Raw genomic sequence first — 25,757 nt, forward strand, 5'->3', positions numbered from 1 at the left:
CGGCAAACGCGTGGTCCTTCTCAAGCGGCTGGGACGCCATGTTAGCGCCACAGGCACGGCGCGCCAAGACACCACTTGCACCCACAGCCCCGGATTGGCACAAGACCAGCGTGGCCCCGTGGCTCAACTGGATAGAGCAGCCCCCTCCTAAGGGGCAGGTTGCAGGTTCGAATCCTGCCGGGGTCACCATGACTGCCAAGACAGCAGCCGTTTCGTGCAGATTTGGAAAAGGATGGCGCACCCAAGAGGATTCGAACCTCTGACCTCTGCCTTCGGAGGGCAGCGCTCTATCCAGCTGAGCTATGGGTGCCTGTCGCCGTTCCTAGCGCCAGATGCCTGCGACTGCAAGCGGACTTCTTGCCCTAGCCCTGCACGCGGGCGGGTTCGGGGTCGTCTTGCAGCCGCCAGGGTTCAGAGGTCTTGAGGAAAGCTTCCTCTTCCGGCGTCAATTCTACGGTGTCGAAGCCCGTGACCATCGGGCGCACATGGCTGCGGAACCCGTGCCCCAGTGTCAGAAGGTAGACATGCACCACCACGAAAGCCGCGATCGCAAAGCCCGACAGGATGTGAATATTGGCCACGATCTGCAACAGGAAGCTGGCGCCGTCCACATGCGACCATAGCCCATAGGCCAGGTAGATCAGGCCAGACACCCAGATTGCCGGGAACAGCATCAGCTTCAGCGCCAGATAGGCCAGCAATTGCAACGGGTTATGGCGACGATGGAACACTTTTCGATAGGGGTGCTCGGCCCCTTTGAAGACGCCATAGGCATAGTATTTGATGACCTGCCACAAGCCGCGCCGGGTCGGGATGAAGTTCTTCCACGCGTCGGTGGTGAATAGCCAGAACACCACGAAAGCCCACAGCAGCAGCAAGGCCAGCGCGACGACCGTATGAAGCCCAGCCGCGACCTGAAACCGGATCAGCTCGTGCAACCCGTTCAGACGAAAGCCTGTGAACAACAGCAGCATGATCGAGATTACCTGAGACCAGTGCCACAGCCGGTTGAACCGGGTGAAAATCTTGACCTTGCGCTCAACCATGATGGTTCCCCTTCGGTTTGCTGACCAGCAGCACCAATCTATGCCCCGTCACACCCAGCAGCGCCGCGCCAAGGATCAGCAGGCCAAGGATCGTGGCCGGCTGCCAGTCGCGGCCCGGCACATAGACGCCGGAAATGCCGGCCATACGGGCATTGGGCGCATGGCAGCTTTCGCATTGCAGCGCCTGCTCTGCCGGGGCGACCATATGGGTGATGGGCCAGTGCATTTCCGTGTCGATGAAGTCGAACTTGCCTGAATATGGCTCGTCCAGATACTCCATCGCGGCGGTGATGGCCTTTTGCCAGTCGAAATGGGTCCAGAAGGCGGTGTCGGTTTCCGGCCCCCATGTATGGCTGGCCAGCATGGTCATCAGTTCCGTGTCATAGGCTTGCCGCCCGTGCATGACGCGGAAGGGCCAGATACGGGCGTTCGGGTCATCCGGGTCGCCGCCGAACTTGTTGACCTGCACGGGCTGGTCGGGATCGACCACCTCCGAGCGGGTCGTGTAATCCAGTTGCCCGTCGAACCATGCGTATTCCGGTTCCAAGTTCTCGCCATATTCGGCGATGCCCTTGGCAGAGGTATAGGTCGGCCGAGCGGTGCCGTCGCCCTGGATATATTCCTTGAGCGTGAAGGGTTTGCCATCGCGCATTTGCCCGGCGGCGGACCAGTCCCACATGGTTTTCGCGGCCACACCGCCCTTGGCATATTCCGGGATATGGCAGGTCTGGCAGGCCAGTGTTTCGGCATGGGTGTTCAGCCGCACACCGGTGATTGTGGCGTCATGCGGGCTGTCGGTATGGCAGCTTTGGCAGGTCGTCACGTCGCGCCGCGCGCCCGGTGCCATCTCTGCGCTATGGGGGTCGCTGGCGTGCACATTGTAGCGCGAGCCATCGACCTTGTGCGCCTCGCTGACATGGCAGCTTGTGCAGGTGAAATTCGCGCCCTCGGCGGACATATGCACGTCCACCCCGTGATCGGGCGCAATTAGTGCCGAGGACAGGTCGCCATGTTTGACGTTGTCGCCCCCGCCGCCATAGGCATGGCAGGACAGGCAATTCTCGCGCCCCGGCGCGCCCACCGATTGCGCGGCCTTGCTGAGGTCCACGGCCCAGGCCAACTCGCCGGTGATGGTATGTGCGCCCTCTGGCACCGGGTCCAGCGGCGGGTGGCCTGCGGCGTCGTTCAGCTTGGTATATTGGCCGGAACGGTCATGGCAGGCCAGGCAATCGACGGCATTGGCCTGTTCGGGCGGGGCTTCACGCACATCGTCCCAACCATAGCCGACATGGCAAGAGGTGCAGCGCGCTTCGTTCGAGGCGACATTGCCGCAGAAATTGTTGAACACGGTGCGCTTGCCCAGCGCCAGTTCAAGGATCGGATCCTCGTATTCCCATGTCCAGTGGATGCTGTCGCGCACTTGGTTCCCGGCTTCGGTATGGCAGGACAGGCAGGCCGCCGTCACCTCTGGCCCAGAGGCGAAATCCTGCTGCAAGATTTCGAATTTCGAATGGTCAGCGGTGCTGGCATGATCCGCGGGCATCGCGGGTGCTGTGCCCTGCTGGGCGAAAGCTGCTGAAATTCCAAGAAAAACTGCCGCTGAAAATGGCAAGACCAAGGGCAATCGGGTCATGTCGCGTCCTCCATGCCACGCAGACAAGACGACGACGCGGCGCATTCATATTCGAATTACATAATCTAACATCGTTTTGAACATCCTAAATTGTCGCAGGTTATTGACAAATCGGAAACGCTTGATAACCCGCACATGAATCGCACCTTTTCCAAACGGAATACAAAAAGCGCGCGCCCATGGGGCACGCGCATCGCTTTGGTATAAGGTTGTGGCGTCAGCTCAGGCGAACAGGTCGTGACACAGTTCCAACCCGTCGATCAGCGCATCCACTTCTGCGCGGGTGTTATACATGGCGAATGACGCGCGGCAGGTGGCGGTCAGGTCCAGATACTCCATCAGCGGACCACAGCAATGCTGGCCCGCGCGCACCGCAATGCCCTTCTGGTCCAGCACGGTCGAGATGTCATGCGCGTGCGCCGCGCCCTCCAGCACGAAGCTGAAGATCGCACCCTTGCCCGGCGCATGGCCCTGCACGCTGACCCAGTTCAGCCCCGCCAGCCGCGATTGCGCGTAATCGCGCAGATCGGCCTCATGCGCGGCGATATTGTCCATCCCGATGCCCATCATGTAGTCGATGGCCACGCCCAGCCCGATCTGCTGCACGATACCGGGGGTGCCCGCCTCGAACTTGTGCGGCGGGTCGTTATAGGTCACGCCGTCGCGCGTGACCTCGCGGATCATGTCGCCGCCACCCATGAAGGGGCGCATCTCGGCCTGCCGGTCGCGGCTGATATAGATCGCGCCGGAGGCCGACGGACCATACAGCTTGTGGCCCGTGATCGCGTAGAAATCGCAACCGATGGCCTGCACATCGACCGGCATATGCACAGCCGCCTGAGAGCCATCGACCAACACCGGCACACCCTTGGCCCGTGCGCCCGCGCAGATCGCGGCCACATCGACCACGGTGCCCAGCACGTTCGACATGTGGGTGACCGCGACCAGCTTGGTTTTCGGCCCGATCGCGTCGATCACGGCTTGCGGGTCCAAGCTGCCATCGCCCTGAGTTTCGACCCATTTGATGACCACGCCCTGCCGCTCGCGCAGGAAATGCCACGGCACGATATTGGCGTGATGCTCCATGATCGACAGAACGATCTCGTCCCCCGCCTGCAAGCGCGGCATGGCCCAGCCATAGGCGACAAGGTTGATCCCCATGGTCGTGCCGGTGGTATAGAGGATCTCATCCTCATGGCCCGCATTCAGGAAGCGTTGCAGCTTGCCGCGCACGCCCTCATATTTGTCGGTCGCAAGGTTCGACAGGTAGTGCAACCCACGGTGCACATTGGCATATTCCTCGGCATAGCCGCGCGTGACCGCATCAATGACCGCCTGCGGCTTTTGCGCAGACGCGCCGTTGTCCAGATAGACCAGCGGTTTGCCGTTGACCTGCCGCGAGAGGATCGGGAAATCCGCGCGAATTGCGTTCACATCCAGCATCATTGCATTCCTTCCGCGCCGATACCCAAAATGGCCAGCACGATGGCCATGGCCAGGGCCAGGGCGAAAAAGGCGAAGATCGTCACGACCACCACCCGCAGGGTAGAGGTGAAGCCGTGCAGCGCCATGGTGAAATTGACCAGAAGCCACATGAAGATGGCCAAGGCCGCCAGCGTGACAAGGCCAAAAAGCGGCGGCAGGATGATAAGCACCACAAGCTGCGCCACCTGCACCGCGATCATCACGAATTGCAGCCATGCCAGCAGAAGCAGCGCGTCGGGAAATGTGCCCTTGCCGCCCGCCAGCCGACCAATACCTTGCACGGCCACAACCAGCCCCAGCAGGATCATGGTCTGGAACACGGCCATGAAGATCATGCTGCCGCCGAAGCCGCCTTCGCCCAGCAACAGGATAGAGGCTTGGCCAACCAATACCGACAGCACGACGACGATGACAAAGCCCAGCCAGCGTGCATCGTCGGGCGGGTTCATATCCATGATCCGGCGCGCGGTGTCACGCGGCGCGGTCAGGGTCGCGCGCATCAGCGCGATCACAGAGGATAATGTCAGATCCATGAACCTCTCCTAGCCTTGCGGTGCCGCGATCCCGCGCACGGCAGAGACGCTTTTGACCAATATGTAGAGGAACACCAGCAGCACCACAAACCCGAAGCCCTGTGTCAGCCCGACCGGCCCCAGAAAGGCCGACAGCCCGCCCTGCACCAGCATCAGCGGTGTCACAGTCAGAAGCGACCAAAACAGCGCAAGCCGTGCAAGGATACCCGGCACGATACGGCCGGACAGGCGCAGCCCCAGTTTCAGAAGCGCGGCAAAGCCATAAAGCAGCAAGGGCAACAGGAACATGATCCCGAACATCGCGCCGCCCATCCGCTGTTCGAAGGTGACCGACGGGTCAAGCGTTGCCGCGCGCGACAGGATGGGCCATTGCGAAACGAAAATCAGGGCGCAGGCCAGAAGGGCGAAGAACATCACCTGCGGCTCGCGCAGGTCGCCCCGCGCGAGTGCGCCAACAACTAGCCTTGGTTTCATATAGGTCGCCAGAATTCTCCCGAGCAAGCCATGCGGCAATTCGAAGTTTGCATCTGCTTCATTTTCAACTGGAAGTTCCTGCGACGATTCTTCTATTTCGAGGCTTTTTATGCCGTTCTTTCGAAGGAAAACGAACACGAGAGACGTCACAGGCAACACTAACACTGCTGCCCACCACTTCGATAAACCGATGGCTAAACAGTACCGAGCCACCGTGTGCATAGCGACCAACCAAAGGAGAACGGGTATAATCACCAAAGCAACACTGAATGGTTGAAAACCAAGTGGTGGCATGATCGAAAGCCGGGTCGCCGCTGTCCACGTCAAAACCAGCAAGCTAGGCAAGACACCCAAAAAAACCATGTGTTTGAATGATGTGGGCTTGGAAGCCATCCAAATTGACAGCATTCCAAAACCAAAAATTGCCGCTGCTATTGAGGGCGCTGCCATAAACCGTTCTTCTCTAGTTCCGAGCTGGTGTCACTTATGACGCTGCAACCACGCTTCAAGACGGTCGCGCAGGTCGCCCGCGAGCGCGTCATCCGCGATCTCGTCCAGCGCTTCGGCGAGGAAGGCCAGAACCAGCAGCATCTTGGCCTCTGCCTCGGGGACGCCGCGCGCGCGCATGTAGTAAAGCTGCGTCGCGTCAATCTCGCCCGAGGTCGAGCCATGGCTGCATTTCACGTCATCGGCGTAGATTTCCAGCTCTGGCTTGGCAAGGAATTGCGCATCCTCGTCCAGCAGCAGCGCCTGGCTGATCTGGTAGCCGTCGGTTTTCTGCGCCACACGGTCCACAAGGATCTTGCCCTGGAACACGCCCACCGCGCCGTGACGAAGCACTTTTTTGAACACCTGACGGCTTTCGCAGCCCGGCGCGTTATGTGCCACGAACACCGTGTCATCGGCATGAAATGCGCCGTCGCCAACGCTTGCGCCCGCCAGATGGGCTGAACCGTCTGCCCCGTCCAGCCAGACCTGCGCCTCGTTGCGGGTCAACTGGCCGTTCACCGTCAGCGTGAAGCTTTTCAGCTGCGCCTTGGCGCCAAGCTGGGCAAAGATATGCGATGCCCCCATGCGCGCATGGTCGCGGCCTTGGCTGCGGATGTGATGCAGCGTCGCGCCCTCGGCAATATCCGCCTCGATCACTGTGTTCGACCGCGCGGCCAGCGGGCCGTGTTCCAGAAGCGTGACCTCTGCCCCCGCTTCGACACGGATGACATGGTGCAGCAGTGCGTCGGAGCCGTCCGCGCTGCGGCGATAGATCAGCGAAATCGGCTTGGCAGGCGTGCCCGTCACCCGGATCAGCACCCCTTGCGTGGCATAGGCGGTGTTGAAGCTGGCCAAGGGCCGCTCGACCGGGGTTTGCGCGCGGGCGTCCAGCGTGCCGTAGATGTCCTTGGCCCAATGCAGATCGGCCTTTGCCGCGTCTTCCAGCAGGCCGATTTCCACGCCCTCCAACGCGAGCGCGTCGGAAGCGGCTGCATCGAACACACCATCGACAAACACAAGCTTCACCCGGTCGAACGCGTCGAACATCGGCGCTTCGTCGCTTGTGTCTTGAATGGCGGCCGTGGCCGTGCCTTCGGCGATCAGCGCGCGCGGGTCGGTGAATTTCCAGTATTCATCGCGCTTGAGCGGTGCGCCCATTTCGGACCAGCGCGCCAAGGCGGCTTCGCGGGCGCGGGTGATCCACGCACCACCTTGCGGCAAGGGCCGAACAAGCTCTGCCGCGCGCTCCTGCTTTTGCGCTTTCAGCTTCGCTCGTGGCATCATGCGTTTGCCTCCGCCAACAGGTCGGCATAGCCGTTATTCTCGACTTCCAGCGCCAGTTCGGGGCCACCGGTCTTGATGATCCGGCCTTCGGACATGATGTGCACCACATCGGGTTTGATATGGTCCAGCAGGCGCTGGTAATGGGTGATGACCAGAAACGCGCGGTCGGGCGAGCGCAGCGCGTTCACGCCTTCGCTCACCAGCTTCATCGCATCGACGTCCAGGCCCGAATCCGTTTCGTCCAAGATGCACATCTTGGGCTCCAACATGGCCATTTGCAGGATCTCGTTGCGCTTCTTTTCGCCGCCAGAGAAGCCCACATTGACCGGGCGTTTCAGCATATCCGCGTCGATCTGCAATTCCTTCGCCTTGGCGCGCACCACTTTCAGGAACTCGCCCGCAGACAATTCTTCTTCGCCGCGTGCCTTGCGCTGCGCGTTCACGGCGGTGCGCAGGAAGGTCATGTTGCCCACGCCCGGAATCTCGACCGGATACTGGAACGCCAAGAACAGGCCAGCCGCCGCGCGCTCTTCGGGTTCCATGTCCAGCAGGTCTTCGCCTTCCAGCGTGGCGCTGCCTTCGGTCACTTCATAGCCGTCGCGGCCCGACAACACGTAGGACAGCGTCGATTTGCCCGACCCGTTCGGCCCCATGATGGCGTGCACTTCGCCGGGGTTGATGGTCAGCGACAGACCCTTGAGGATTTTCACCTCTGAATCGTCTTCAAGCTCACAATGCAGGTTCTCGATCTTCAGCATGGTTTCGTCCCCTTATTCTACAGTCACGGCGGTTCCGGAAATCGACACCATCAACATCGAATCCCCCACCACTTCATAATCCAGATCAACGCCGACCACGGCGTTCGCGCCCATCGCGCGGGCGCGCTCTTCAAGCTCGCGGCTGGCCTCTACTCGCGCATCGGCCAGCTTGGTTTCATAGACACCAGAGCGCCCGCCGATCACATCGGTGATGGACGCCATGAAATCGCGCACGACGTTCGAGCCCATGATGACCTCGCCCACCACCAGCCCATGATAGGCGGTGATGCGGTGGCCTTCGATGGTTTGGGTTGTGGTGATGATCACCCCACCGACCCTTCCAGAGAAATCGCCACCAGCGCCTGCGCTTCCATGGCGAATTCCATCGGCAGCTCTTGCAACACTTCCTTGCAGAAGCCGTTCACCACGAGCGCAACCGCCTCTTCCTCGTCCATGCCGCGCTGGCGGCAATAGAAAAGCTGGTCATCATCCACCTTGGACGTGGTCGCCTCATGCTCGACGCGGGAAGATGCGTTCTTCACCTCGATATAGGGCACCGTATGCGCGCCGCACAGATCGCCGATCAGCAAGCTGTCGCACTGGGTATAGTTGCGCGAATTCTTCGCCTTCGGGTGCATCGACACCAGCCCGCGATAGGTGTTCTGCGCGTGCCCCGCGCTGATCCCCTTGGACACGATGCGCGAGCGGGTGTTCTTGCCCAGATGCACCATCTTGGTGCCGGTATCGGCCTGCTGCCAGTTATTGGCGATGGCGATCGAGTAGAACTCGCCTTGGCTGTCATCGCCGCGCAGAATGCAGGACGGGTATTTCCACGTGATGGCTGACCCGGTTTCGACCTGCGTCCACATCACTTTCGCGCGGTCCTCGCGGCAATCGGCGCGCTTGGTGACGAAGTTGTAGATGCCGCCCTTGCCGTTCTCGTCGCCGGGGAACCAGTTCTGCACGGTGGAATATTTCACCTCTGCATCTTCCAGCACGACGATCTCCACCACCGCCGCATGTAGCTGCGCGGTGTCGCGCTTGGGCGCGGTGCAGCCTTCCAGATAGCTGACATGGCTGCCTTTTTCGGCCACGATCAAGGTGCGCTCGAACTGGCCGGTGTTTTCAGCATTGATGCGGAAATAGGTCGACAGCTCCATCGGGCATTTCACGCCTTCGGGGATGTAGACAAAGCTGCCATCGCTGAAGACCGCCGAATTGAGTGCGGCGAAGTAATTGTCGTTCTGCGGCACGACGCTGCCCAGGTATTTCCTCACCAGCTCCGGATGCTCTTGCACCGCTTCCGAGATCGAGCAGAAAATCACGCCCGCCGCCGCCAGTTCCTTCTTGAAAGTCGTGCCCACGCTGACAGAATCGAACACCGCATCCACGGCCACCTTGCGGCCCTCATCCGCGCCCTCGACACCGGCAAGGATCATCTGCTCTTTCAGCGGAATGCCCAGCTTGGCGTAGGTTTCCAAAAGCTTCGGGTCGACCTCGTCCAGCGATTTCGGCTTTTCCGTCATCGACTTGGGCTTGGCGTAGTAATACTGCTCCTGATAGTCGATCTCCGGAATATCCAGCATCGCCCAATCCGGCCCTTCCATGGTGGTCCAGCGGCGATAGGCTTCCAGCCGCCATTCCAGCAGCCATTCCGGTTCGTTGTTCTTCTCCGAGATCAGGCGCACGATGTCCTCGCTCAGACCTTTCGGCGCGAACTCCATCTCGATCTCGGTTTCCCAGCCATGCTTGTAGGTGCCGGCCATGGATTGCACGGTTTCGACCGTCTCGCGGTCCACACCTTCGCGCAACTCGGTATTGTCCAATGCAGCCATGTCTTTCCCCTTCTTGTGTCGCGCTGTCAGGCCGCGCGTGCCTCGAACCGCCGATACTGTTTCAGCCACGCCTCGGCAAAACGCAGCACCATCTCTTCCGTCGCATCGGGGCCAAGCGAGACGCGGACAGCGCCCTGCGCCGTGGCCTCGTCATAGCCCATCGCCGTCAGCACGTCCGACCGGCGCGCCTTGCCCGATGAACAGGCAGAGCCTGCGGAAATGGCAAACCCTGCAAGGTCCATCTGCATGACCTGCGTTTCGCCTTTCCAGCCGGGGGTGGCCACGCAGAGCGTGTTCGGCAACCGCTGACAGCCTTTCCCGACAGAAATAGTCAATTCAGCCGACGCGTCCAGAGTTTTTTCTAGAATATTTCTAATTTCTTCCACGCGGGCCCAAACCCCGTCGGCCAGATCGCGCTGCGCGGCTTCGGCTGCCGCGCCGAACCCGGCAATGCCCACAAGGTTCTCGGTGCCCGCACGGCGGCCCATCTCTTGCCCGCCGCCCCGGATTTGCGCCGCAAGATCCGTGCCTTGGCGGATCACAAGCGCGCCGATGCCCTTCGGCCCGCCCAGCTTGTGCGCCGAGATGAACCCCATCTCGACCCCCAGCCAGTTGAACGCGAAGGGGATCTTGCCGAAGCCTTGGGTCAGGTCGCTGACCGCCAGACCCTGCGGCAAATCCTGCACGATCCCGGTTTCCGAATTCGCCAGTTGCAGCGTCGCACGGGCCGGGTCTGGCACCGCCACGCGGCCCTGCGGGTCCACGGCCAGGCTGCCATCGGTCCAGGCGCGCACGGCGTCATGCTCGATCTTGGCCCCCGCCAGGCCGCGCCCGGACAGCGCCAGCGCCGCAGCCTCTGTCGCGCCAGAGGTAAAGACGATATCCGCCCCTTCCGCGCCCAGCGCCGCCGCGACCTGCGCGCGCGCGCGCTCCATCATGGCGCGCGCCGCACGCCCCTCGGCATGAACCGATGACGGATTGCCAACCACGTCCATTGCCGCCACCATTGCCGCGCGCGCGTCCGGGCGCAGCGGCGTGGTGGCATTCCAGTCAAGATAGACACGTTCGGGCACGACCCGCTTCTCCTGATTTCATCCTTGCCCAAATATCCCGGGGGAGTCGCGGCGCAGCCGCGGCGGGGGCAGCGCCCCCTATTCGTCCACGACCTGAAACAAGCTTGGCACGGCGGGGCATGGCGTCAGCGCGTTCTTCGCCACATCCGACAGGCGCGCCTGGTGCAGGAACACGTAGACATGCGCCGACAGGCTTTCCCACAAACGGTTGGTCAGCGATTGCGCGCGCGATCCGGTCACGGCCCCTTTCGCGCCCGCGCCCTTGTCCATGGCGCTGACGGTTTCGTCCACCGCTTCCAGGATATCCGACACGCGGATCGCATCGGCGGGTCGCGCCAGCCTGTAGCCGCCGCCCGGCCCGCGCACCGATGCCACCAGCCCCGCGCGGCGCAGCTTGACGAAAAGCTGTTCCAGATAGGCGAGCGAGACATTTTGCCGCTCGGCAATCTCTCCCAGCGACACCAGCTCGCCCTCGGGCGCAAGGGCCAGGTCCACCAGAGCGATCATCGCGTAGCGCCCCTTTGTCGAGAGTTTCATCCTTTTGCCCTCAGCAACTGGTCGCACATGGCACGGGGGCGCCTATCCGGTTGACCTTTGCCCCCTCGCGCCCTAATGCTGTCGTGCTGCCCCGGCGTTGCAGGTTCTGCACACGCATGGCCATATCTAAACTTTAGAATGGCTCTAAAATACCTGAATGTGAAAGTCAAGAATGCACCCGCACGGCCCGCCATATTCATCCGCAGCCCAATTAAGCCCATTCCGCGCAGCCGCTGCCGCGCCAAGCCACGACCGTTCTGCATAAGGCTTCCCCATGCCAGAGATCATTTTCGCCGGCCCCGAAGGCCGACTGGAAGGCCGCTTCCACCCGCAACGCAAGCCCGACGCGCCCATTGCCATCGTGCTTCATCCGCATCCGCAATTCGGCGGCACGATGAATAACAAGGTGGTCTACAATCTGCATTACGCCTTCCACGAGATGGGCTTTTCGGTACTACGCTTCAATTTCCGGGGCGTGGGCCGCAGCCAGGGCGAGTATGACCAAGGCGTGGGCGAGTTGTCCGATGCGGCCGCCGCCCTCGATTATGTGCAGGCGCAAAGCCAGAACGCACGGCATTGCTGGGTCGCAGGTTTCAGCTTTGGCGCGTGGATCGGGATGCAGCTTCTGATGCGGCGGCCCGACATCACGGGCTTCGTGTCGGTCGCACCGCCCGCCAATCTTTATGATTTCAGCTTCCTTGCCCCCTGCCCCGCGTCCGGCCTGATTATCAACGGCACCGCCGACCGCGTGGCCCCGCCGCGCGACACGCAGGCGCTGGTGGCAAAGCTGAAAGAACAGCGCGGCATCACGATCACGCATGAAGAGATCGAGGGCGCGGATCATTTCTTCCAGAACGAAGAACAGCATATGCAGCCCATGCTGCAAACCGTGACCAGCTATGTCACCCGCCGCCTGACAGAGGGCAGCCGGTAGGCGCGAATGCACTGGCTGTTCCTTGGCATCGCCATCGCGTTCGAGACCTTGGGCACAACGCTTCTCAAGGCCAGCGACGGGATGACCCGCGCGGTGCCGGGCATCGGGGCTTTTGCCGCCTACGCGGTGTCGTTCTGGCTGCTATCGCTGGCGCTACGTGTCATCCCGGTAGGCGTGGCCTATGCCATTTGGGCGGGGCTTGGCATTTGCCTGATCGCGGCCATCGGCTGGGTGATGTTCGGCCAAAAGCTGGATTGGGCGGCAATGCTGGGCATAGCGCTGATCCTGTCGGGCATTCTGGTCATCAACCTGTTCAGCGCCAAGGTCTAAGCCGTGTCCGATCGCCCGACCCATACCCTGTTCGAAGACGCTCAAGGCCTGATCGTGGGCACGGGGCTGTGCGGCTTCGGCCTGTCGCTTCTGACCAGCGCGGGGCTTGTCACCGGCCAGACCGCGGGGCTGGCGGTGCTCTTGTCTTACGTGACCGGCCTTAGCTTCGCCGTTCTGTTCTTCACCATCAACCTGCCCTTCTATTGGCTGGCCTATCGCCATCTGGGCCGCGATTTCACGCTCAAGACCTTTGTCGCCGTGGTGCTGGTCTCGGTCTTTGCCGACCTCTCGGACCGGCTGGTCAGCATTGCGCCCGCGCATCCCGCCGTGGCCGCCATCCTGTTCGGCATGATCGCGGGCGCGGGGCTTCTGGCGATCTTCCGCCACCGCGCCAGCCTTGGCGGCGTGGGCATCCTTGCCTATTACCTGCAAGAGCGGATGGGCTGGCGCGCGGGCTGGGTGCAACTGGCTTTCGACCTTGCCCTGTTCGGCGCTGCACTGCTGGTCATGGCGCCCACGCTGGTGCTGTGGTCGCTGCTGGGCGCGGCCATTCTGAATGTCATCATCGGCGTCAACCACCGGCGAGATCGCTACATCGCCACCTGATGCGACATTCAAGGGCTGGCCAGACGCCCCGCAATCGGCTAATGCGGCGGCGCAGCACAAAAAGGCAACTCTGTTATGGACCTTCGCAATATTGCGATTATCGCACATGTTGACCACGGCAAGACGACGTTGGTGGACGAACTTCTGAAGCAATCGGGCACCTATCGTGACAACCAGGCCACGACGGAACGCGCGATGGACAGCAACGACCTGGAGCGCGAGCGCGGGATCACCATCCTTGCCAAAGCCACCTCGGTCGAGTGGAAGAACACCCGCATCAATATCGTGGACACCCCCGGCCACGCCGATTTCGGCGGCGAGGTCGAGCGCATCCTGTCCATGGTCGATGGCGTGGTCCTGCTGGTCGATGCCGCCGAAGGCCCGATGCCACAAACCAAGTTCGTGACCTCGAAAGCGCTGGCGCTGGGGCTGCGCCCCATCGTCGTCGTGAACAAGGTGGACAAGCCCGCGGCAGAGCCGGACAACGCGCTGGATCTGGTGTTCGATCTGTTCGCCAATCTGGGTGCGACCGACGAACAGCTTGATTTCCCTGTGCTTTACGCGTCGGGCATCAATGGCTGGGCCGATGCCGAACTGGACGGGCCGCGCAAGGACATGTCGGCGCTGTTCGATCTGGTCGTGGCGCATGTGCCCGCGCCCAAGCAGGTCGCCGACCGGGCCGCCCCCTTCCGGATGTTGGCGACGACCCTTTCGGCAGACCCCTATCTGGGCCGCATCCTGACGGGCCGCGTGGAAGCGGGCACCTTGAGGCCGGGCGAGACCATCAAGGCGCTGTCGCGCGACGGCACCAAGATCGAGCAATTCCGCTGCACCAAGGTTCTGGCCTTCCGCGGCCTGAGCCAGCAGCCGATTGACGCCGCAGAGGCCGGCGACATCGTGACCATCGCGGGCATGACAAAGGCCACCGTGGCCGATACGCTCTGCGCGCTGGATGTCGATACCGCCATCCCCGCGCAGCCCATCGACCCGCCGACCATCAGCGTGACCTTCGGCATCAATGATTCGCCCTTGGCGGGCCGCGACGGCACCAAGGTGCAAAGCCGCGTCATCCGCGAGCGCCTCATGCGCGAAGCAGAGGTCAACGTCGCGATCAAAGTGACCGACACACCCGGCGGCGAAGCCTTTGACGTGGCCGGCCGTGGCGAATTGCAGATGGGCGTGCTGATCGAGAACATGCGCCGCGAAGGGTTCGAGCTGTCGATCTCGCGCCCCCGCGTGCTGATGCGCGACGAAGGCGGGCAGCGTCTGGAACCCATCGAGGAAGTCACCATCGACGTGGATGACGAATATACCGGCACCGTGATCGAAAAGCTGACCGGCCCGCGCCGCGGCGATCTGGCAGAGATGAAACCCGCGGGCGCTGGCAAGACCCGCATCATCGCGCATGTCCCCTCGCGCGGGCTGATCGGCTATCACGGCGAATTCCTGACCGACACGCGCGGCACGGGCGTTCTGAACCGCGTGTTCCACGAATGGGCACCCTACAAGGGGCCGATTCCGGGCCGTCGTCAGGGTGTGCTGATCTCGATGGAGGACGGCACCGCAGTGGCCTATGCGCTCTGGAACCTCGAAGATCGCGGCAAGATGTTCATCAACCCGCAAGACCCGGTCTACCAAGGCATGATCATCGGCGAGCATAGCCGCGACAACGATCTGGAAGTGAACCCGCTGAAGGGCAAGAAGCTGACCAACGTGCGCGCCTCTGGCACGGATGACGCGGTCAAGCTGACACCGCCCACGCTGATGACGCTGGAACAGGCGATTGCCTATATCGACGACGATGAACTTGTCGAAGTCACGCCCAACGCCATCCGCCTGCGCAAGCGCTTCCTTGACCCGCATGAGCGCAAGCGCCAGACCCGCGCCAGCGCGTGACGATTTGGCCGCGCGAAGCTGCTTGCCAGCTCGCGCGCGCCGCCCCATATCTGGGGCATGTTGAAACTATCCCCGTTCCTGCTGGCCATTGGCTATGCGCTTGTGATGTATCTCTTCTCCAGCTGGCGCACCAAGCGCGAGCTGGATGCGCATTCCTCCGAGCTGGCGGACCCCAAGCTGAAAAAGCTGACCGACCATTTCGCAGGCGCGGTGGGCGTTCCCGCGATCAAGGTGCATATCTACGAGATTGAGCCGGTGAACGGGCTGGCCGCACCCGATGGGCGCATCTTCATCACGCGCGGGTTCTACAACAAGTATCGCGCGGGCGAGGTGACGGCAGAGGAAATGGCCAGCGTCATCGCGCATGAACTGGGCCATGTGGCGCTAGGCCATACCCGCAAGCGGATGATCGACTTTTCCGGCACGAACGCCATCCGCATGGCGCTGGCGGCGATCTTGGGCCGCTTCCTGCCGGGTTTGGGGGTGGCCATCGCGAATGCGCTGACTTCGCTTCTGGCGTCGAAACTCAGCCGCAATGACGAATACGAGGCCGATGCCTACGCGTCCGCCCTGATGGTCAAGGCCGGGATCGGGACCGAACCGCAGAAATCGCTCTTTCGCAAGCTGAACGCGCTGACCGGTGTCGGCGGCGGTATGCCTGCATGGATGATGAGCCACCCCTCGACCGATGATCGCATTCGCGCCATCGAGGAGAACGAAGCGCGCTGGCGCTTGCGCCCGGAGAATTAAGGAGGGCTTGCGCACAAGGCTTTTCGTTTGGGGGGCGCTGCCCCCGTCGCGGCTGCGCCGCGACTCCCCCGGGATATTTTTGCAAGGATGAATGGGTCAGACGACCACGCCTGCCCCTTCGGTGGAATCGCCTACATTGGCGCGGAACACGCGGAACAACTCGCGCCCGATGCCGAAATCATTGGCCGAGAGGTCGATGGTGACGGGGGTGCGGCTGTCGAAATCGGGTTCCAGCACATCGAGCGTGCCCTTGGTGGCATCGAGCCGCACGCGGTCGCCATCGCGCAGTTTTGCAAGCGGGCCACCCTTGGCCGCTTCGGGGGCGACATGGATCGCGGCGGGCACCTTGCCGCTGGCGCCCGACATGCGCCCGTCTGTCACCAGCGCCACTTTCAGCCCGCGATCTTGCAGGACAGACAGGATGGGGGTGAGCGAGTGGAGTTCCGGCATACCGTTCGCCGCCGGCCCTTGGAAGCGGACGACGACGACCGTGTCCTCGGTCAGCTGGCCGGCCTGAAACGCCGCTTTGACATCGGCCTGATCGTGGAAGACACGCGCAGGCGCTTCGATGACGTGGCGCGCGGGGTCAACGGCCGACACCTTGATGACCCCCTGCCCCAGATTGCCCGCAAGTTGTGCCAGCCCCCCGGTGCTTTGGAACGGGTTCGAGAGCGGGCGCAGGATCTTGTCGTTCAGGGTTTCGCCCGCGCCATCTTCCCAGACCAGCGCGCCGTCGCGCAGCTTGGGTTCCTGCGCGTAGCGTTTCAGCCCGTCGCCCGAGACGGTGCAGACATCATCGTGCAAGAGCCCCGCGTCCAGCAATTCGCCGATCATGAAGCCCAAACCGCCCGCCGCGTGGAAATGGTTCACATCGGCCAGACCGTTGGGGTAGACCTTGGCCATCAGCGGCACGGTGGCGGAGATGTCGGCGAAGTCTTCGAGCGTCAGGTGAATGCCCGCCGCGCGCGCCATGGCGGGCAGGTGTAGCACAAGGTTCGTGGACCCGCCCGTTGCCATCAGCCCCACCATGCCATTGACGAAGGCGCGTTCGTCCAGAACCTGCCCCGCCGGACGGTAATCATTGCCAAGCGCGGTGATTTCCAACGCGCGTTGGGCAGAGGCCGTGGTCAGCGCTTCGCGCAGCGGCGTGCCGGGATTGACGAAACTCGCGCCCGGCAGGTGCAGGCCCATGAATTCCATCAGCATCTGGTTCGTGTTGGCGGTACCGTAGAAGGTGCAGGTGCCCGGCCCGTGATAGCTGGCCATTTCGGCTTTCATCAATTCCTCGCGCCCGATCTCGCCCTTGGCGAATTGCTGGCGGATTTTCGATTTCTCGTCATTCGGCAAGCCCGAAGTCATCGGCCCCGCGGGCACGAACACGGTGGGCACATGGCCGAAGGTGGCCGCCGCGATAATTAGCCCCGGCACGATCTTGTCACAGACGCCAAGGTAGACGGCAGCGTCGAAGCAATTGTGGCTCATGGCGACGCCTGCCGCCAAGGCGATCGTGTCGCGCGAAAACAGCGACAGCTCCATCCCCGGCTGACCTTGGGTTACGCCGTCACACATGGCCGGCACGCCGCCCGCCACCTGCGCGGTCGCCCCCACCGCGCGCGCGGCGGCGCGAATTTTCTCGGGGTAATGCTCGAACGGCTGATGGGCCGAGAGCATGTCGTTATAGGCGGTCACGATCCCCAGATTGGGTGCGCGCCCTGCCGCCAGCGTGTCCTTGTCCGCCCCCATGGCCGCATAGGCATGTGCCTGATTGCCGCAGGAGAGATGCGCGCGCACCGTCCCCGCCTCTGCCGCGCGGGCCATGCGGTCCAGATACGCGTCACGGCTGGGCTTGGAGCGCGCGCGGATACGGTCGGTCACGGCTTCGATGGTGGGGTTAAGCGGCATGGCATGTCCTCCGGTCAAGGCTGTGCGGCGTTTGAGGGCCATGTAACCAGTTAGCGCTAACAAATCAATGGCCGACACGGAGCTTTGCGTTGAATGCAAAGCGGGAATGCGAAACTGATTGCTGCAATGCGGCAGCGCAGCATCTACATTCGCCACAACGAATGTAAACGCTTTCACCGGAGATGCACATGCAACACCAAACCGATCTCGCTGCCGAGATGGCCGATATGACCCGCCTGGAACAGCAGGCCCGCCGCGAGCGTGCGGCCTTCATGGCGGAAATGCTGACCGCTGGCTGGCACGCCTTTACCAGCCTGTTTGCTGCGCATCGCACCGCGAGCTAGGCCACAAACAGGTGACAGCCCCAGCGCAATGCGCTAGAGGGGGCGCAATCCTTGGCCAGCCGCGAGTTGCTTCCATGCTCAGCCACCCGTTCGATGACGACAAACTGCGCGAAGAATGCGGCGTATTCGGGTGCATCGGGGTCGAAGACGCGGCCAGTTTCGTGGCCTTGGGACTGCATGCGCTGCAACATCGCGGTCAGGAAGCGGGCGGGATCATCACCCATCACCCCGAATCGGGCTTTCATTCGGCCCACAGGTTCGGGCTGGTTCGTGACAATTTCACGAAAGCGGGCGTGATCGAGACGTTGCCGGGGCGCATCGGCATCGGCCATGTGCGCTATTCCACCGCCGGGTCCAAGGGGGCCACGCAAATTCGCGATGTGCAGCCGTTTTTCGGCGAGTTTTCCATGGGTGGCGCGGCGCTTGCGCATAATGGCAATATCACCAATGCCGACGCGATCCGCCGAGAGTTGATCGAGCGCGGGTCCATTTTCCAGTCCAGTTCCGACAGCGAGTGCCTGATCCACCTGATGGCGCGCTCGTTCCAGAAGACCATCCCCGAGCGGATGAAGGACGCGCTGCGCCGCGCCGAAGGGGCGTTTTCGGTCGTGGCGATGACCCGCACCAAGCTGATCGGCGTGCGCGACCCGCTGGGCGTGCGCCCCTTGGTTCTCGGCCGACTGCATGACGGCTGGGCGCTGGCGTCAGAGACCTGTGCCCTCGACATCATCGGTGCAGAATTCGTGCGCGAGATCGAGCCGGGCGAGATGGTTGTCATCAGCGAAACCGGCGTCGACAGCAGCCGTCCCTTCGCGCCGCAGAAGTCGCGCTTTTGCGTGTTCGAGCATGTCTATTTCTCGCGCCCCGACAGCTTTTTCGGGGGCCGTTCCGTCTATGAAACCCGTCGCCAGATCGGGGTGGAACTGGCTCGCGAAGCGCCGGTGGATGCGGATCTGGTCTGCCCCGTGCCCGATAGCGGCACGCCCGCGGCGATCGGGTTCAGCCAGGAATCGGGCATTCCCTTTGCGCTGGGGATCACGCGCAACCAATATATGGGGCGCACCTTTATCGAACCCAGCCAGCAGATCCGGTCCATGGGGGTGCGGCTGAAGCTGAACGTGAACCGCACGCTTATTCGTGGCAAGCGCATTATCCTGGTCGATGATTCGGTGGTGCGCGGCACGACCAGCCAGAAGATCAAGGAAATGATCCTCGAGGCGGGAGCGAAAGAGGTGCATTTCCGCATCGCAAGCCCGCCCACCGCCTGGCCCTGCTTTTACGGGGTCGATACGCCCGACCGCGAGAACCTGCTCGCCGCGCGCATGTCCGAGGATGAGATGCGCGACCATATCGGGGTGGACAGCCTGAAATTCATCTCGCTCGACGGGCTATACCGCGCCGCAGGAGAGCCGGAGGGCCGCAACAATTCCTGCCCACAATATTGCGATGCGTGTTTCTCGGGCGAATATCCGGTCGCGCCGCATGACATGCTGGAGCGCGGCTTTCAGCCCAAGCACGCGGCGGAATGACCGACCCGATTACCTTTCGCCCGCATCATTTTCTGTGCGCGCTGGGGTTCGAGGGAAAGGGCTATTCCGACAGTTTCACCGCCAACATGGCCCAGATCGTGGACCGCTTGCGCGCGCCGGATGGCGATGATGTGCTGATAGAGGTCACGGTGCAGGCCGATCACATCTGTGCCCCCTGCCCGCACCGTATGGGCCAAAGCTGCGCCAAGGCCGCCAAGATCGCCGTGCTGGACCAGCGCCACGCCACCGCTTTGGGCGTGCAGGACGGCACAAGGCTGACATGGGGCGACGCGAAAGCGCGGGTCCGCGCGCGGGTCGCACCGGGGGATCTGGGCAGCTTGTGCGCGGGCTGCACATGGCTGTCGCTTGGTCTGTGCGAAGCGGCGCTTGCCCGCCTGCATGACACCGGCGCATGAAAAAAGGCGGGCCAAAAGCCCGCCTTTTCAAAAGTTTGGCGCGATTACTTCACGCGGTCTTTCAGCGCTGCGAAGGCACCCGACACGATCAGCGCGGCAACAGCCACTTTCACCAATTCGCCCAGCAGGAAAGGTGCGGCACCGGCCATGAATGCGCCTTGCAGGTCCAGTGGCGTGACAGCGGTCAGCCATGCGATACCCGGCACGAACAGCAAAGCAGTGGCGATCAGCGCGGCGGCGAACAGGCCAAAGCCACGGTTCATGCCACGCTCGACCAGCCAGCCCATCACGAAGGCCATGGCGACAAAGCCAAACAGGAAGCCCGCGGTCGGCCCCATCAGCGGTGCTAGACCTGCCGCGCCACCCGCGAATACCGGGAAGCCAGCCGCGCCTTGCACCAGATACGCGACCAAGGTAGCCCCGGCCAAACGCGACCCATAGGTCAGGCCGATCAGCATGATCGCCAGCGTTTGCAGCGTCATCGGCACCGGGAACATCGGCACGCTGACCTGCGCGGACATGCCGACCAGAACGGACCCGAAGGCCACCATCGCCAGCTTGCGCAGAAGGGTGTCATCGGCACCCAGCGCGGTCATCAAAGGAGTATGAGCCATGTAAGCCCCCATTTTGCGAAAGAATGTTGCGCCACTTATGCGCCAGACATGCGCATCTGGCAAGAGCGTGTTCGCCGCAGGTGATTTGCGCGCGCCATTCCCATGCGTGCTTGCACCCTGCCCCGTTTGCCGCTAAACGGGCGCATCTTTCCGCAGATGTTTCATCGGCGCAGCTCTCGTAGGCAGGGGCGGAAAGGTCATTGCCTTGCCTTTTGAAATGCGCCCAGACAAAGAATGGAGATCACATGCCCCTTTACGAGCATGTCATGATCGCGCGTCAGGACCTGTCGAACACGCAGGCCGAAGCGCTTATCGAACATTTCGGCACCGTGCTGGCCGACAATGGCGGCAAACTGGTTGATTCCGAATATTGGGGCGTCAAGACGATGTCCTACAAGATCAACAAGAACCGCAAGGGTCACTACGCCTTCCTGCGTTCCGACGCACCGGCCACGGCCGTTCAGGAAATGGAACGCCTGATGCGCCTGCATGACGACGTGATGCGCGTGCTGACCGTCAAGGTCGACGCCCATGAAGAGGGCCCCTCGGTCCAGATGCAGAAACGTGACGAGCGCGAACCGCGCCGCCGCGCATCGTAAAGGAGAGCTGACCCATGGCTGCAAAACCGTTTTTCCGTCGCCGCAAGGTTTGCCCCTTCTCGGGCGAGAATGCACCCAAGATCGACTACAAGGACACGCGCCTGCTGCAACGCTACATTTCCGAGCGTGGCAAGATCGTGCCCTCGCGTATCACCGCCGTGTCGGCAAAGAAGCAGCGTGAACTGGCCCGTGCCATCAAGCGCGCCCGCTTCCTTGCCCTGCTGCCCTACGCCGTGAAGTAAGGAGAACAGATCATGCAAGTTATCCTGCTGGAACGCGTGGCCAAGCTTGGCCAGATGGGCGATGTCGTCAACGTCAAGCCCGGTTACGCCCGCAACTTCCTTCTGCCGCAAGGCAAGGCGCTGCGCGCATCCGATGACAATGTGAAATCCTTCGAGGCCCGCAAGGCCGAGCTGGAAGCACAGAACCTGGAAACCAAGAAAGAAGCCGCTGCGGTCGCAGAGCGTCTGGATGGCACGACCTATGTCGTGATCCGTCAGGCATCGGATGCCGGCGCGCTGTATGGCTCCGTCAGCACCCGCGACGTGGCCGACCTGCTGGCCGAAGGCAGCGTGACCATCGAGCGCCGCCAGATCGTGATCGGCCAGCCGATCAAGGTTCTGGGCATTCACACCGTCACGCTGAACCTGCACCCCGAAGTGGATGCAGAAATCAAGCTCAACGTCGCCCGCTCGCCCGAAGAGGCAGAGCTGCAAGCCTCTGGCAAGTCCATTCAGGAACTGGCCGCAGAGGAAGAAGCCGCCGCCGAGTTCGAGATTTCGGAACTGTTCGACGAAATCGGCAGCGCCGGCATGGACGATGACGGCTTCGACCCGCGCGGTCAGGGCGAAAGCGAAGACCCGCGCGACGCCTAAGCCGGTATTCGGCACAAACAGACAAACACCCGCCGGATTTCCGGCGGGTGTTTTCGGTTTCCGGTCCATGGATCGCCCGATTTCCGGGCGAATTTCCCAGCAGAATGCCTCTGGCCGGAACAAATCGTCTTATTCAGCCCCCACAGGCTTGCTCTAGGGGGAAGGTCGCTCTACATATTCAAGCAACTGCAACTGATGACATTCGCAACAGCCGCAGTGGTGCGGCCTATCGGGGGAAGAGCCATGTCTCTGGACACGCAGAGCGCAGATCTGGATCAGTATGACGCGGCAGAGGGCAAATCCTGCGCGACGCTCGCACCGACCGACATGCTGGATCAGGCACAAGCAGCGTCGGCCTTTCTGAAAGCGCTGGCCCATGAAGGGCGGCTGATGATCCTGTGCCATCTCTCGACCGGCGAAAAGTCGGTGGGCGAGCTGGAAGAGCTTTTGCAATCGCGCCAAGCGGCCGTCAGCCAGCAATTGGCGCGTCTGCGTCTGGAAGGGATCGTCAACAGCCGCCGCGAGGGCAAGACGATCTACTACTCGTTGCAAGACCCGAAAGCAGAGCGCCTGATCGCCTTGGTCTATGACATGTTCTGCGCACAGGCGCATCACTAGGACCACATCCGATTTTCCCGTGACGCTGCCGACCCCGTTCGGTATACTGCGACATGCGGTAGGCCTGCACGCACAGGCCCATCTGTTGGAGGATGTGAATGTGGGATTTACCCGCCCCGGTTCTGGCCGGTAGCGCTGGCCTGATCATCGGAATCATTCTGGGTGCTGCCGCCCGTATGGGCGATTTCTGCACCTTGGGTGCGATTGAAAGCGCGGCCTATGGCGGCGACCAACGGCGCGCGCGCCTATGGGGCGTCGTGCTTGGCGTGGCCATTCTGGTGTTGTTCGGGGCCGAAGCGATGGGGTTGGCCCAGATCACGCTCAGCCCCTACCACCAGATAGCCTTTAACCCCTTTGCCGCGGTGTTCGGCGGGCTTGTGTTCGGCTATGGCATGGCCTTGGCCGGGAATTGCGGCTTTGGCGCGCTGATCCGGCTGGGCGGTGGCGATTTGCGGTCTTTCCTGATCGTGATGATCATGGCGATTGCCGGGTTCATCACGCTGGCCGGGCCTTTGTCGCCCTTGCGCGTGGCCCTGTTTCCAGAGGTGGAAACCGCGATCCCCCAAGGCTTTGCCCATGCTTTTGCCCGGATGACCGACCTGCCCCCGCTGGTGTTCGCCGCGCCGGTGGCCGCGCTTTTGTTCTGGCTTGGCATTCGCCACCCCGATTTGCGCAACAGCCCGCAGACAATCGGCTGGTCAGTCGTTGTCGGGCTGGCCATTGCGGGCGCGTTCATCGCCACGTCGTGGCTTCAGCGCATGACGCTCGACGCGGTCCCGGTCGAGGGGTTCACCTTCACCGTGCCGTTGGGCCGCGCGATCCTCTATCTGATGACCGCCAGCGCGGGCGGGCTGAATTTCGCGGTCGGCTCTGTCGTGGGCGTGGTGCTGGGCGCAGCCCTTGCCGCCGGATGGCGCCGCCGCTTCCGTTGGGAAGCCTGCGAAGACCCGCGCGAACTGGGGCGTCAGGTGGCCGGTGCCACGATGATGGGCGTGGGCGGCGTGATCGCCATGGGCTGCTCTGTCGGGCAAGGCGCGTCGGCGATGGCGACGCTGTCCTATTCGGCCCCGGTGGTGTTCCTGAGCATCGTTGTCGGCGCGCTGGTCGGCCTGCGGCAATTGCTGCGCGGGTTCCAGTCGGTCTAGCGCAACAATCGGCGCATCAGCCGCAGCACACGGCCCGCGACCAAGGCGGCAAAGGTGCCAAGCGCTGCGGCAAATGCCGCGAACAGCGCGATCACCTCGTCCGACAGGCGCAGGCCCAACCGGATCAGGCGCGATTTGCCCAAGGTTTCCAAGGCAGCTGTGCTGCGCGGGCCAAGCGCGCGGGCGCTGCGCGCCAAGCTGCGTGCCTCTGGCACTGTCTCTACGGCGCCCAGCAGGTGCAACGTGGCGGCGGGTCCGGTCCGTTCCAGCAGGACGCCCAGATCGTCGCTTAGCCGCAGCGCCGGCGCAAGTGCCTCGGACCGCGTGGCGCGGGCGACCGGCGCACCGCGTGCAAGCGCCGCCCAATCCACCCCTTCGCGAAAGGCGCGGGTGAACACGCGGCGCAAGTCAGGGGCCAAGCGCCCCATCCGGTGCGCCACCCGCACCAGCCCCGCGCCGGCCTTGACCGTGTAGGACGTGCCGCCCGTGGCCACCACCAGGCCCGTGGCCCCGATGCCGATAAAGGCAAGCGTCACGTCCAGCCCATCGACCTCGGCGCCTTGTGAGGCCCAAAGCCCCTCGCGCCCCAACACCAGCAGATCCCCCGCGACCGTCAGGTTCACGCCCAAGCCGCAGGCCAGATCAGGGCCAAGCGTGCAGCGCGACAGGTCATAGGCGCAGATGCCACAAGCACGGGCGCGGGCGGCAAGACTGAAATCCTGCGCGCGGGCGGCGTCCATGCGCGCTTGCAGGTCTGGCGGCAGGCCCGTGCTTTCTGCCAGAAGCGCGTCGATCACATGCCAGTTGCGTGGGCTCTCGGACAGGCGGGCCTCCAGCAAGGCGGCCACCCGGTCGGGCGTGGCCGCGCGGGCCAGCGCCGTTGCATAGACCTGCTCCAACGTCTCTTCCGCGCGCTCGACCCAGAAGCCGCCCCCGTGCCACAGCGTGACCGCCTGCCAGCCAGAGACAAGCAGCGCCAGAAACGCCACGACCCCCAGCAGGCGGCGCGCCCATATCATGGGCGCGAGCGCACCAGCCCCACGATGTCGTAGCACTGATCCAGGATCGGCTGCGCGATCGCGTTGGCGCGCGCCGCCCCCTCGCCCAGGATGCGGTCAATCTCTGCCACGTCCTGCATCAGGCGGCTCATCTCGGCATTGATAGGGGCAAGTTTCTCGACCGCCAGATCGGCCAGCGCGGGTTTGAACGCGCCAAAGCCCTGCCCGCCATATTGCGCGATCACATCCTCGGGCGATATGTCGGCCAGCGCGGCGTAGATATTCACCAAGTTGCGCGCCTCTGGCCGCTCTGCCAACCCGTCCAGCGCTTCGGGCAAGGGTTCAGGATCGGTGCGCGCCTTGCGCAGCTTTTGCGCGATGGCGTCGGCATCATCGGTCAGGTTGATGCGGCTCATATCCGACGGGTCGGATTTCGACATCTTCTTGGTGCCGTCGCGCAAGGACATCACGCGGGTCGCCGCCCCTTCGATCACGGGTTCGACGATCGGGAAGAACTCTACCCCGTAATCATGGTTGAATTTCGCGGCGATGTCGCGCGTCAGCTCCAGATGCTGCTTCTGATCCTCGCCCACCGGCACATGGGTGGCGTGATAGGCCATGATATCGGCGGCCATCAGGTTGGGATAGGCGAACAGGCCCGTGCTGGCGTTCTCCGCGTTCTTGCCCGCCTTGTCCTTGAACTGCGTCATGCGCTTCAACCAGCCCATGCGCGCCACACAGTTGAAAATCCAGGCAAGCTGGGCATGGGCGGGCACTTGGGATTGATTGAACAAGATCGAGCGCGCCGGGTCGATCCCCGCCGCGATAAAGCCCGCCGCCAATTCGCGCGTGGCGTGGCGCAGCTTGGCGGGGTCTTGCCAGACGGTGATCGCGTGCAGGTCGACCATGCAATAGATCGTTTCGATCCCTTGGTCCTGCGCTTGCACGAAGCGTTTTAGCGCACCAAGGTAGTTGCCCAGCGTCAGCCCGCCAGATGGCTGGATGCCAGAGAAAATACGCGGCGGAAAAGCCTTGGGCGTGTCGGACATGGCGC

The 25,757-nt window shown here is 62.9% G+C and carries 29 protein-coding genes and 2 tRNA genes; 15 read left to right on the forward strand and 16 right to left on the reverse strand.

The features are described from left to right. Nucleotides 1-112: 112 nt before the first annotated feature. A tRNA-Arg gene (locus tag J1C52_RS08565) sits at nt 113-189 on the forward strand. Between the two features lie 44 nt (nt 190-233). Here J1C52_RS08565 and J1C52_RS08570 read toward each other — a convergent pair. The 6 genes from J1C52_RS08570 to J1C52_RS08595 form a co-directional block, all read right to left on the reverse strand. Then, nucleotides 234-310 (reverse strand) — tRNA-Arg (locus J1C52_RS08570). A gap of 52 nt (nt 311-362) precedes the next feature. Further along, nucleotides 363-1,046, reverse strand: a complete 684-nt coding sequence (locus J1C52_RS08575; RefSeq protein WP_227427515.1) for a cytochrome b/b6 domain-containing protein — start codon at nt 1,044-1,046, stop codon at nt 363-365. Then, nucleotides 1,039-2,589 carry a tetrathionate reductase family octaheme c-type cytochrome gene (locus J1C52_RS08580; protein WP_227427516.1) on the reverse strand — a complete coding sequence of 517 codons (1,551 nt, stop codon included), beginning with the start codon at nt 2,587-2,589 and terminating at the stop codon, nt 1,039-1,041. Before J1C52_RS08580 ends, J1C52_RS08575 begins: the two co-directional genes overlap by 8 nt. Nucleotides 2,590-2,901: 312 nt before the next feature. Then, on the reverse strand, nt 2,902-4,122 hold the full coding sequence (locus J1C52_RS08585; RefSeq protein WP_227427517.1) for a cysteine desulfurase: 1,221 nt from the start codon (nt 4,120-4,122) through the stop codon (nt 2,902-2,904). After that, the gene (locus tag J1C52_RS08590) at nt 4,122-4,697 is read right to left on the reverse strand and encodes a YIP1 family protein (protein WP_227427518.1); all 576 of its coding nucleotides are present in this window, start codon (nt 4,695-4,697) and stop codon (nt 4,122-4,124) included. Before J1C52_RS08590 ends, J1C52_RS08585 begins: the two co-directional genes overlap by 1 nt. 9 nt (nt 4,698-4,706) lie before the next feature. Continuing rightward, a complete protein-coding gene (locus tag J1C52_RS08595) occupies nt 4,707-5,171 on the reverse strand; it encodes a YIP1 family protein (protein ID WP_227427519.1) in 465 nt (154 codons plus the stop codon). A 292-nt stretch (nt 5,172-5,463) separates the two neighbouring features. Between J1C52_RS08595 and J1C52_RS08600 the strand changes: the two genes are divergently transcribed. Continuing rightward, the gene (locus J1C52_RS08600) at nt 5,464-5,661 is read left to right on the forward strand and encodes a hypothetical protein (protein WP_227427520.1); all 198 of its coding nucleotides are present in this window, start codon (nt 5,464-5,466) and stop codon (nt 5,659-5,661) included. On the opposite strand, the gene J1C52_RS08605 is transcribed toward J1C52_RS08600, so the two are convergent. The 6 genes from J1C52_RS08605 to J1C52_RS08630 all read right to left on the reverse strand — a co-directional run bounded on the left by J1C52_RS08605 (nt 5,652) and on the right by J1C52_RS08630 (nt 11,147). Next, nucleotides 5,652-6,941 carry a SufB/SufD family protein gene (locus J1C52_RS08605; RefSeq protein ID WP_227427581.1) on the reverse strand — a complete coding sequence of 430 codons (1,290 nt, stop codon included), beginning with the start codon at nt 6,939-6,941 and terminating at the stop codon, nt 5,652-5,654. The two genes, J1C52_RS08600 and J1C52_RS08605, sit on opposite strands and share 10 nt — an antisense overlap. Next, nucleotides 6,941-7,702 carry a Fe-S cluster assembly ATPase SufC gene (gene sufC, locus J1C52_RS08610; protein ID WP_227427521.1) on the reverse strand — a complete coding sequence of 254 codons (762 nt, stop codon included), beginning with the start codon at nt 7,700-7,702 and terminating at the stop codon, nt 6,941-6,943. The genes J1C52_RS08605 and sufC overlap by 1 nt, the downstream gene beginning before the upstream one ends. Before the next feature lie 12 nt (nt 7,703-7,714). Then, complete coding sequence (locus J1C52_RS08615; RefSeq protein WP_227427522.1) at nt 7,715-8,029, reverse strand: heavy metal-binding domain-containing protein; 315 nt, start codon at nt 8,027-8,029, stop codon at nt 7,715-7,717. After that, entirely contained in the window at nt 8,026-9,537 is a 1,512-nt protein-coding gene (gene sufB / locus J1C52_RS08620) for a Fe-S cluster assembly protein SufB (RefSeq protein ID WP_227427523.1), read from the reverse strand. The genes J1C52_RS08615 and sufB overlap by 4 nt, the downstream gene beginning before the upstream one ends. 26 nt (nt 9,538-9,563) lie before the next feature. Further along, a complete protein-coding gene (locus tag J1C52_RS08625; RefSeq protein WP_227427524.1) occupies nt 9,564-10,610 on the reverse strand; it encodes a cysteine desulfurase family protein in 1,047 nt (348 codons plus the stop codon). 78 nt (nt 10,611-10,688) lie between these two features. After that, nucleotides 10,689-11,147 carry an Rrf2 family transcriptional regulator gene (locus J1C52_RS08630; RefSeq protein ID WP_227427525.1) on the reverse strand — a complete coding sequence of 153 codons (459 nt, stop codon included), beginning with the start codon at nt 11,145-11,147 and terminating at the stop codon, nt 10,689-10,691. 274 nt (nt 11,148-11,421) lie between these two features. On the opposite strand from J1C52_RS08630, the gene J1C52_RS08635 reads away from it, so the two are divergent. The 5 genes from J1C52_RS08635 (at nt 11,422) to J1C52_RS08655 (ending at nt 15,663) form a co-directional block, all read left to right on the forward strand. Further along, nucleotides 11,422-12,081, forward strand: a complete 660-nt coding sequence (locus tag J1C52_RS08635) for an alpha/beta hydrolase (RefSeq protein WP_227427526.1) — start codon at nt 11,422-11,424, stop codon at nt 12,079-12,081. 6 nt (nt 12,082-12,087) lie between these two features. After that, the gene (locus J1C52_RS08640; protein ID WP_227427527.1) at nt 12,088-12,411 is read left to right on the forward strand and encodes a DMT family transporter; all 324 of its coding nucleotides are present in this window, start codon (nt 12,088-12,090) and stop codon (nt 12,409-12,411) included. 3 nt (nt 12,412-12,414) lie between these two features. After that, nucleotides 12,415-13,017 (forward strand): YitT family protein, encoded by a 603-nt coding sequence (locus J1C52_RS08645; RefSeq protein WP_227427528.1) that lies wholly within the window; start codon nt 12,415-12,417, stop codon nt 13,015-13,017. 75 nt (nt 13,018-13,092) lie between these two features. Continuing rightward, nucleotides 13,093-14,913, forward strand: a complete 1,821-nt coding sequence (gene typA / locus J1C52_RS08650; RefSeq protein ID WP_227427529.1) for a translational GTPase TypA — start codon at nt 13,093-13,095, stop codon at nt 14,911-14,913. Between the two features lie 57 nt (nt 14,914-14,970). After that, complete coding sequence (locus tag J1C52_RS08655; RefSeq protein WP_227427530.1) at nt 14,971-15,663, forward strand: M48 family metallopeptidase; 693 nt, start codon at nt 14,971-14,973, stop codon at nt 15,661-15,663. Nucleotides 15,664-15,759: 96 nt separating this feature from the next. Here the strand turns inward: J1C52_RS08655 and edd are convergent, their stop codons facing one another. After that, on the reverse strand, nt 15,760-17,565 hold the full coding sequence (gene edd / locus J1C52_RS08660) for a phosphogluconate dehydratase (RefSeq protein ID WP_227427531.1): 1,806 nt from the start codon (nt 17,563-17,565) through the stop codon (nt 15,760-15,762). A gap of 188 nt (nt 17,566-17,753) precedes the next feature. Between edd and J1C52_RS08665 the strand changes: the two genes are divergently transcribed. The 3 genes from J1C52_RS08665 (at nt 17,754) to J1C52_RS08675 (ending at nt 19,854) form a co-directional block, all read left to right on the forward strand. Next, the gene (locus J1C52_RS08665; protein ID WP_227427532.1) at nt 17,754-17,909 is read left to right on the forward strand and encodes an RSP_7527 family protein; all 156 of its coding nucleotides are present in this window, start codon (nt 17,754-17,756) and stop codon (nt 17,907-17,909) included. A 74-nt stretch (nt 17,910-17,983) separates the two neighbouring features. Continuing rightward, complete coding sequence (gene purF / locus J1C52_RS08670) at nt 17,984-19,438, forward strand: amidophosphoribosyltransferase (protein ID WP_227427533.1); 1,455 nt, start codon at nt 17,984-17,986, stop codon at nt 19,436-19,438. Next, the gene (locus J1C52_RS08675) at nt 19,435-19,854 is read left to right on the forward strand and encodes a DUF1284 domain-containing protein (protein WP_227427534.1); all 420 of its coding nucleotides are present in this window, start codon (nt 19,435-19,437) and stop codon (nt 19,852-19,854) included. Before purF ends, J1C52_RS08675 begins: the two co-directional genes overlap by 4 nt. Nucleotides 19,855-19,898: 44 nt before the next feature. Here J1C52_RS08675 and J1C52_RS08680 read toward each other — a convergent pair whose 3' ends face one another. Further along, complete coding sequence (locus tag J1C52_RS08680) at nt 19,899-20,468, reverse strand: biotin transporter BioY (RefSeq protein ID WP_227427535.1); 570 nt, start codon at nt 20,466-20,468, stop codon at nt 19,899-19,901. Nucleotides 20,469-20,713: 245 nt separating this feature from the next. Here J1C52_RS08680 and rpsF point away from each other — a divergent pair, with 245 nt between their 5' ends. The 5 genes from rpsF to J1C52_RS08705 all read left to right on the forward strand — a co-directional run bounded on the left by rpsF (nt 20,714) and on the right by J1C52_RS08705 (nt 23,705). Next, complete coding sequence (rpsF, locus tag J1C52_RS08685; RefSeq protein WP_227427536.1) at nt 20,714-21,067, forward strand: 30S ribosomal protein S6; 354 nt, start codon at nt 20,714-20,716, stop codon at nt 21,065-21,067. 14 nt (nt 21,068-21,081) lie between these two features. Beyond that, nucleotides 21,082-21,309, forward strand: coding sequence for a 30S ribosomal protein S18 (gene rpsR, locus J1C52_RS08690; protein ID WP_005608650.1), 228 nt, complete (start codon nt 21,082-21,084; stop codon nt 21,307-21,309). A 12-nt stretch (nt 21,310-21,321) separates the two neighbouring features. Then, nucleotides 21,322-21,942 (forward strand): 50S ribosomal protein L9, encoded by a 621-nt coding sequence (gene rplI / locus J1C52_RS08695; protein ID WP_227427537.1) that lies wholly within the window; start codon nt 21,322-21,324, stop codon nt 21,940-21,942. Nucleotides 21,943-22,185: 243 nt separating this feature from the next. Then, nucleotides 22,186-22,560, forward strand: a complete 375-nt coding sequence (locus J1C52_RS08700) for an ArsR/SmtB family transcription factor (protein ID WP_370633246.1) — start codon at nt 22,186-22,188, stop codon at nt 22,558-22,560. A gap of 98 nt (nt 22,561-22,658) precedes the next feature. Beyond that, nucleotides 22,659-23,705, forward strand: a complete 1,047-nt coding sequence (locus tag J1C52_RS08705) for a YeeE/YedE family protein (RefSeq protein WP_227427538.1) — start codon at nt 22,659-22,661, stop codon at nt 23,703-23,705. Here the strand turns inward: J1C52_RS08705 and J1C52_RS08710 are convergent. Both J1C52_RS08710 and trpS read right to left on the reverse strand, forming a co-directional pair. Next, nucleotides 23,702-24,724 carry a hypothetical protein gene (locus J1C52_RS08710; RefSeq protein ID WP_227427539.1) on the reverse strand — a complete coding sequence of 341 codons (1,023 nt, stop codon included), beginning with the start codon at nt 24,722-24,724 and terminating at the stop codon, nt 23,702-23,704. The two genes, J1C52_RS08705 and J1C52_RS08710, sit on opposite strands and share 4 nt — an antisense overlap. Then, complete coding sequence (gene trpS / locus J1C52_RS08715) at nt 24,721-25,752, reverse strand: tryptophan--tRNA ligase (protein WP_227427540.1); 1,032 nt, start codon at nt 25,750-25,752, stop codon at nt 24,721-24,723. The genes J1C52_RS08710 and trpS overlap by 4 nt, the downstream gene beginning before the upstream one ends. Between the last annotated feature and the right edge of the window lie 5 nt (nt 25,753-25,757).

The organism is Roseibaca sp. Y0-43 (assembly GCF_020667835.1).
Lineage (GTDB): Bacteria > Pseudomonadota > Alphaproteobacteria > Rhodobacterales > Rhodobacteraceae > Roseinatronobacter.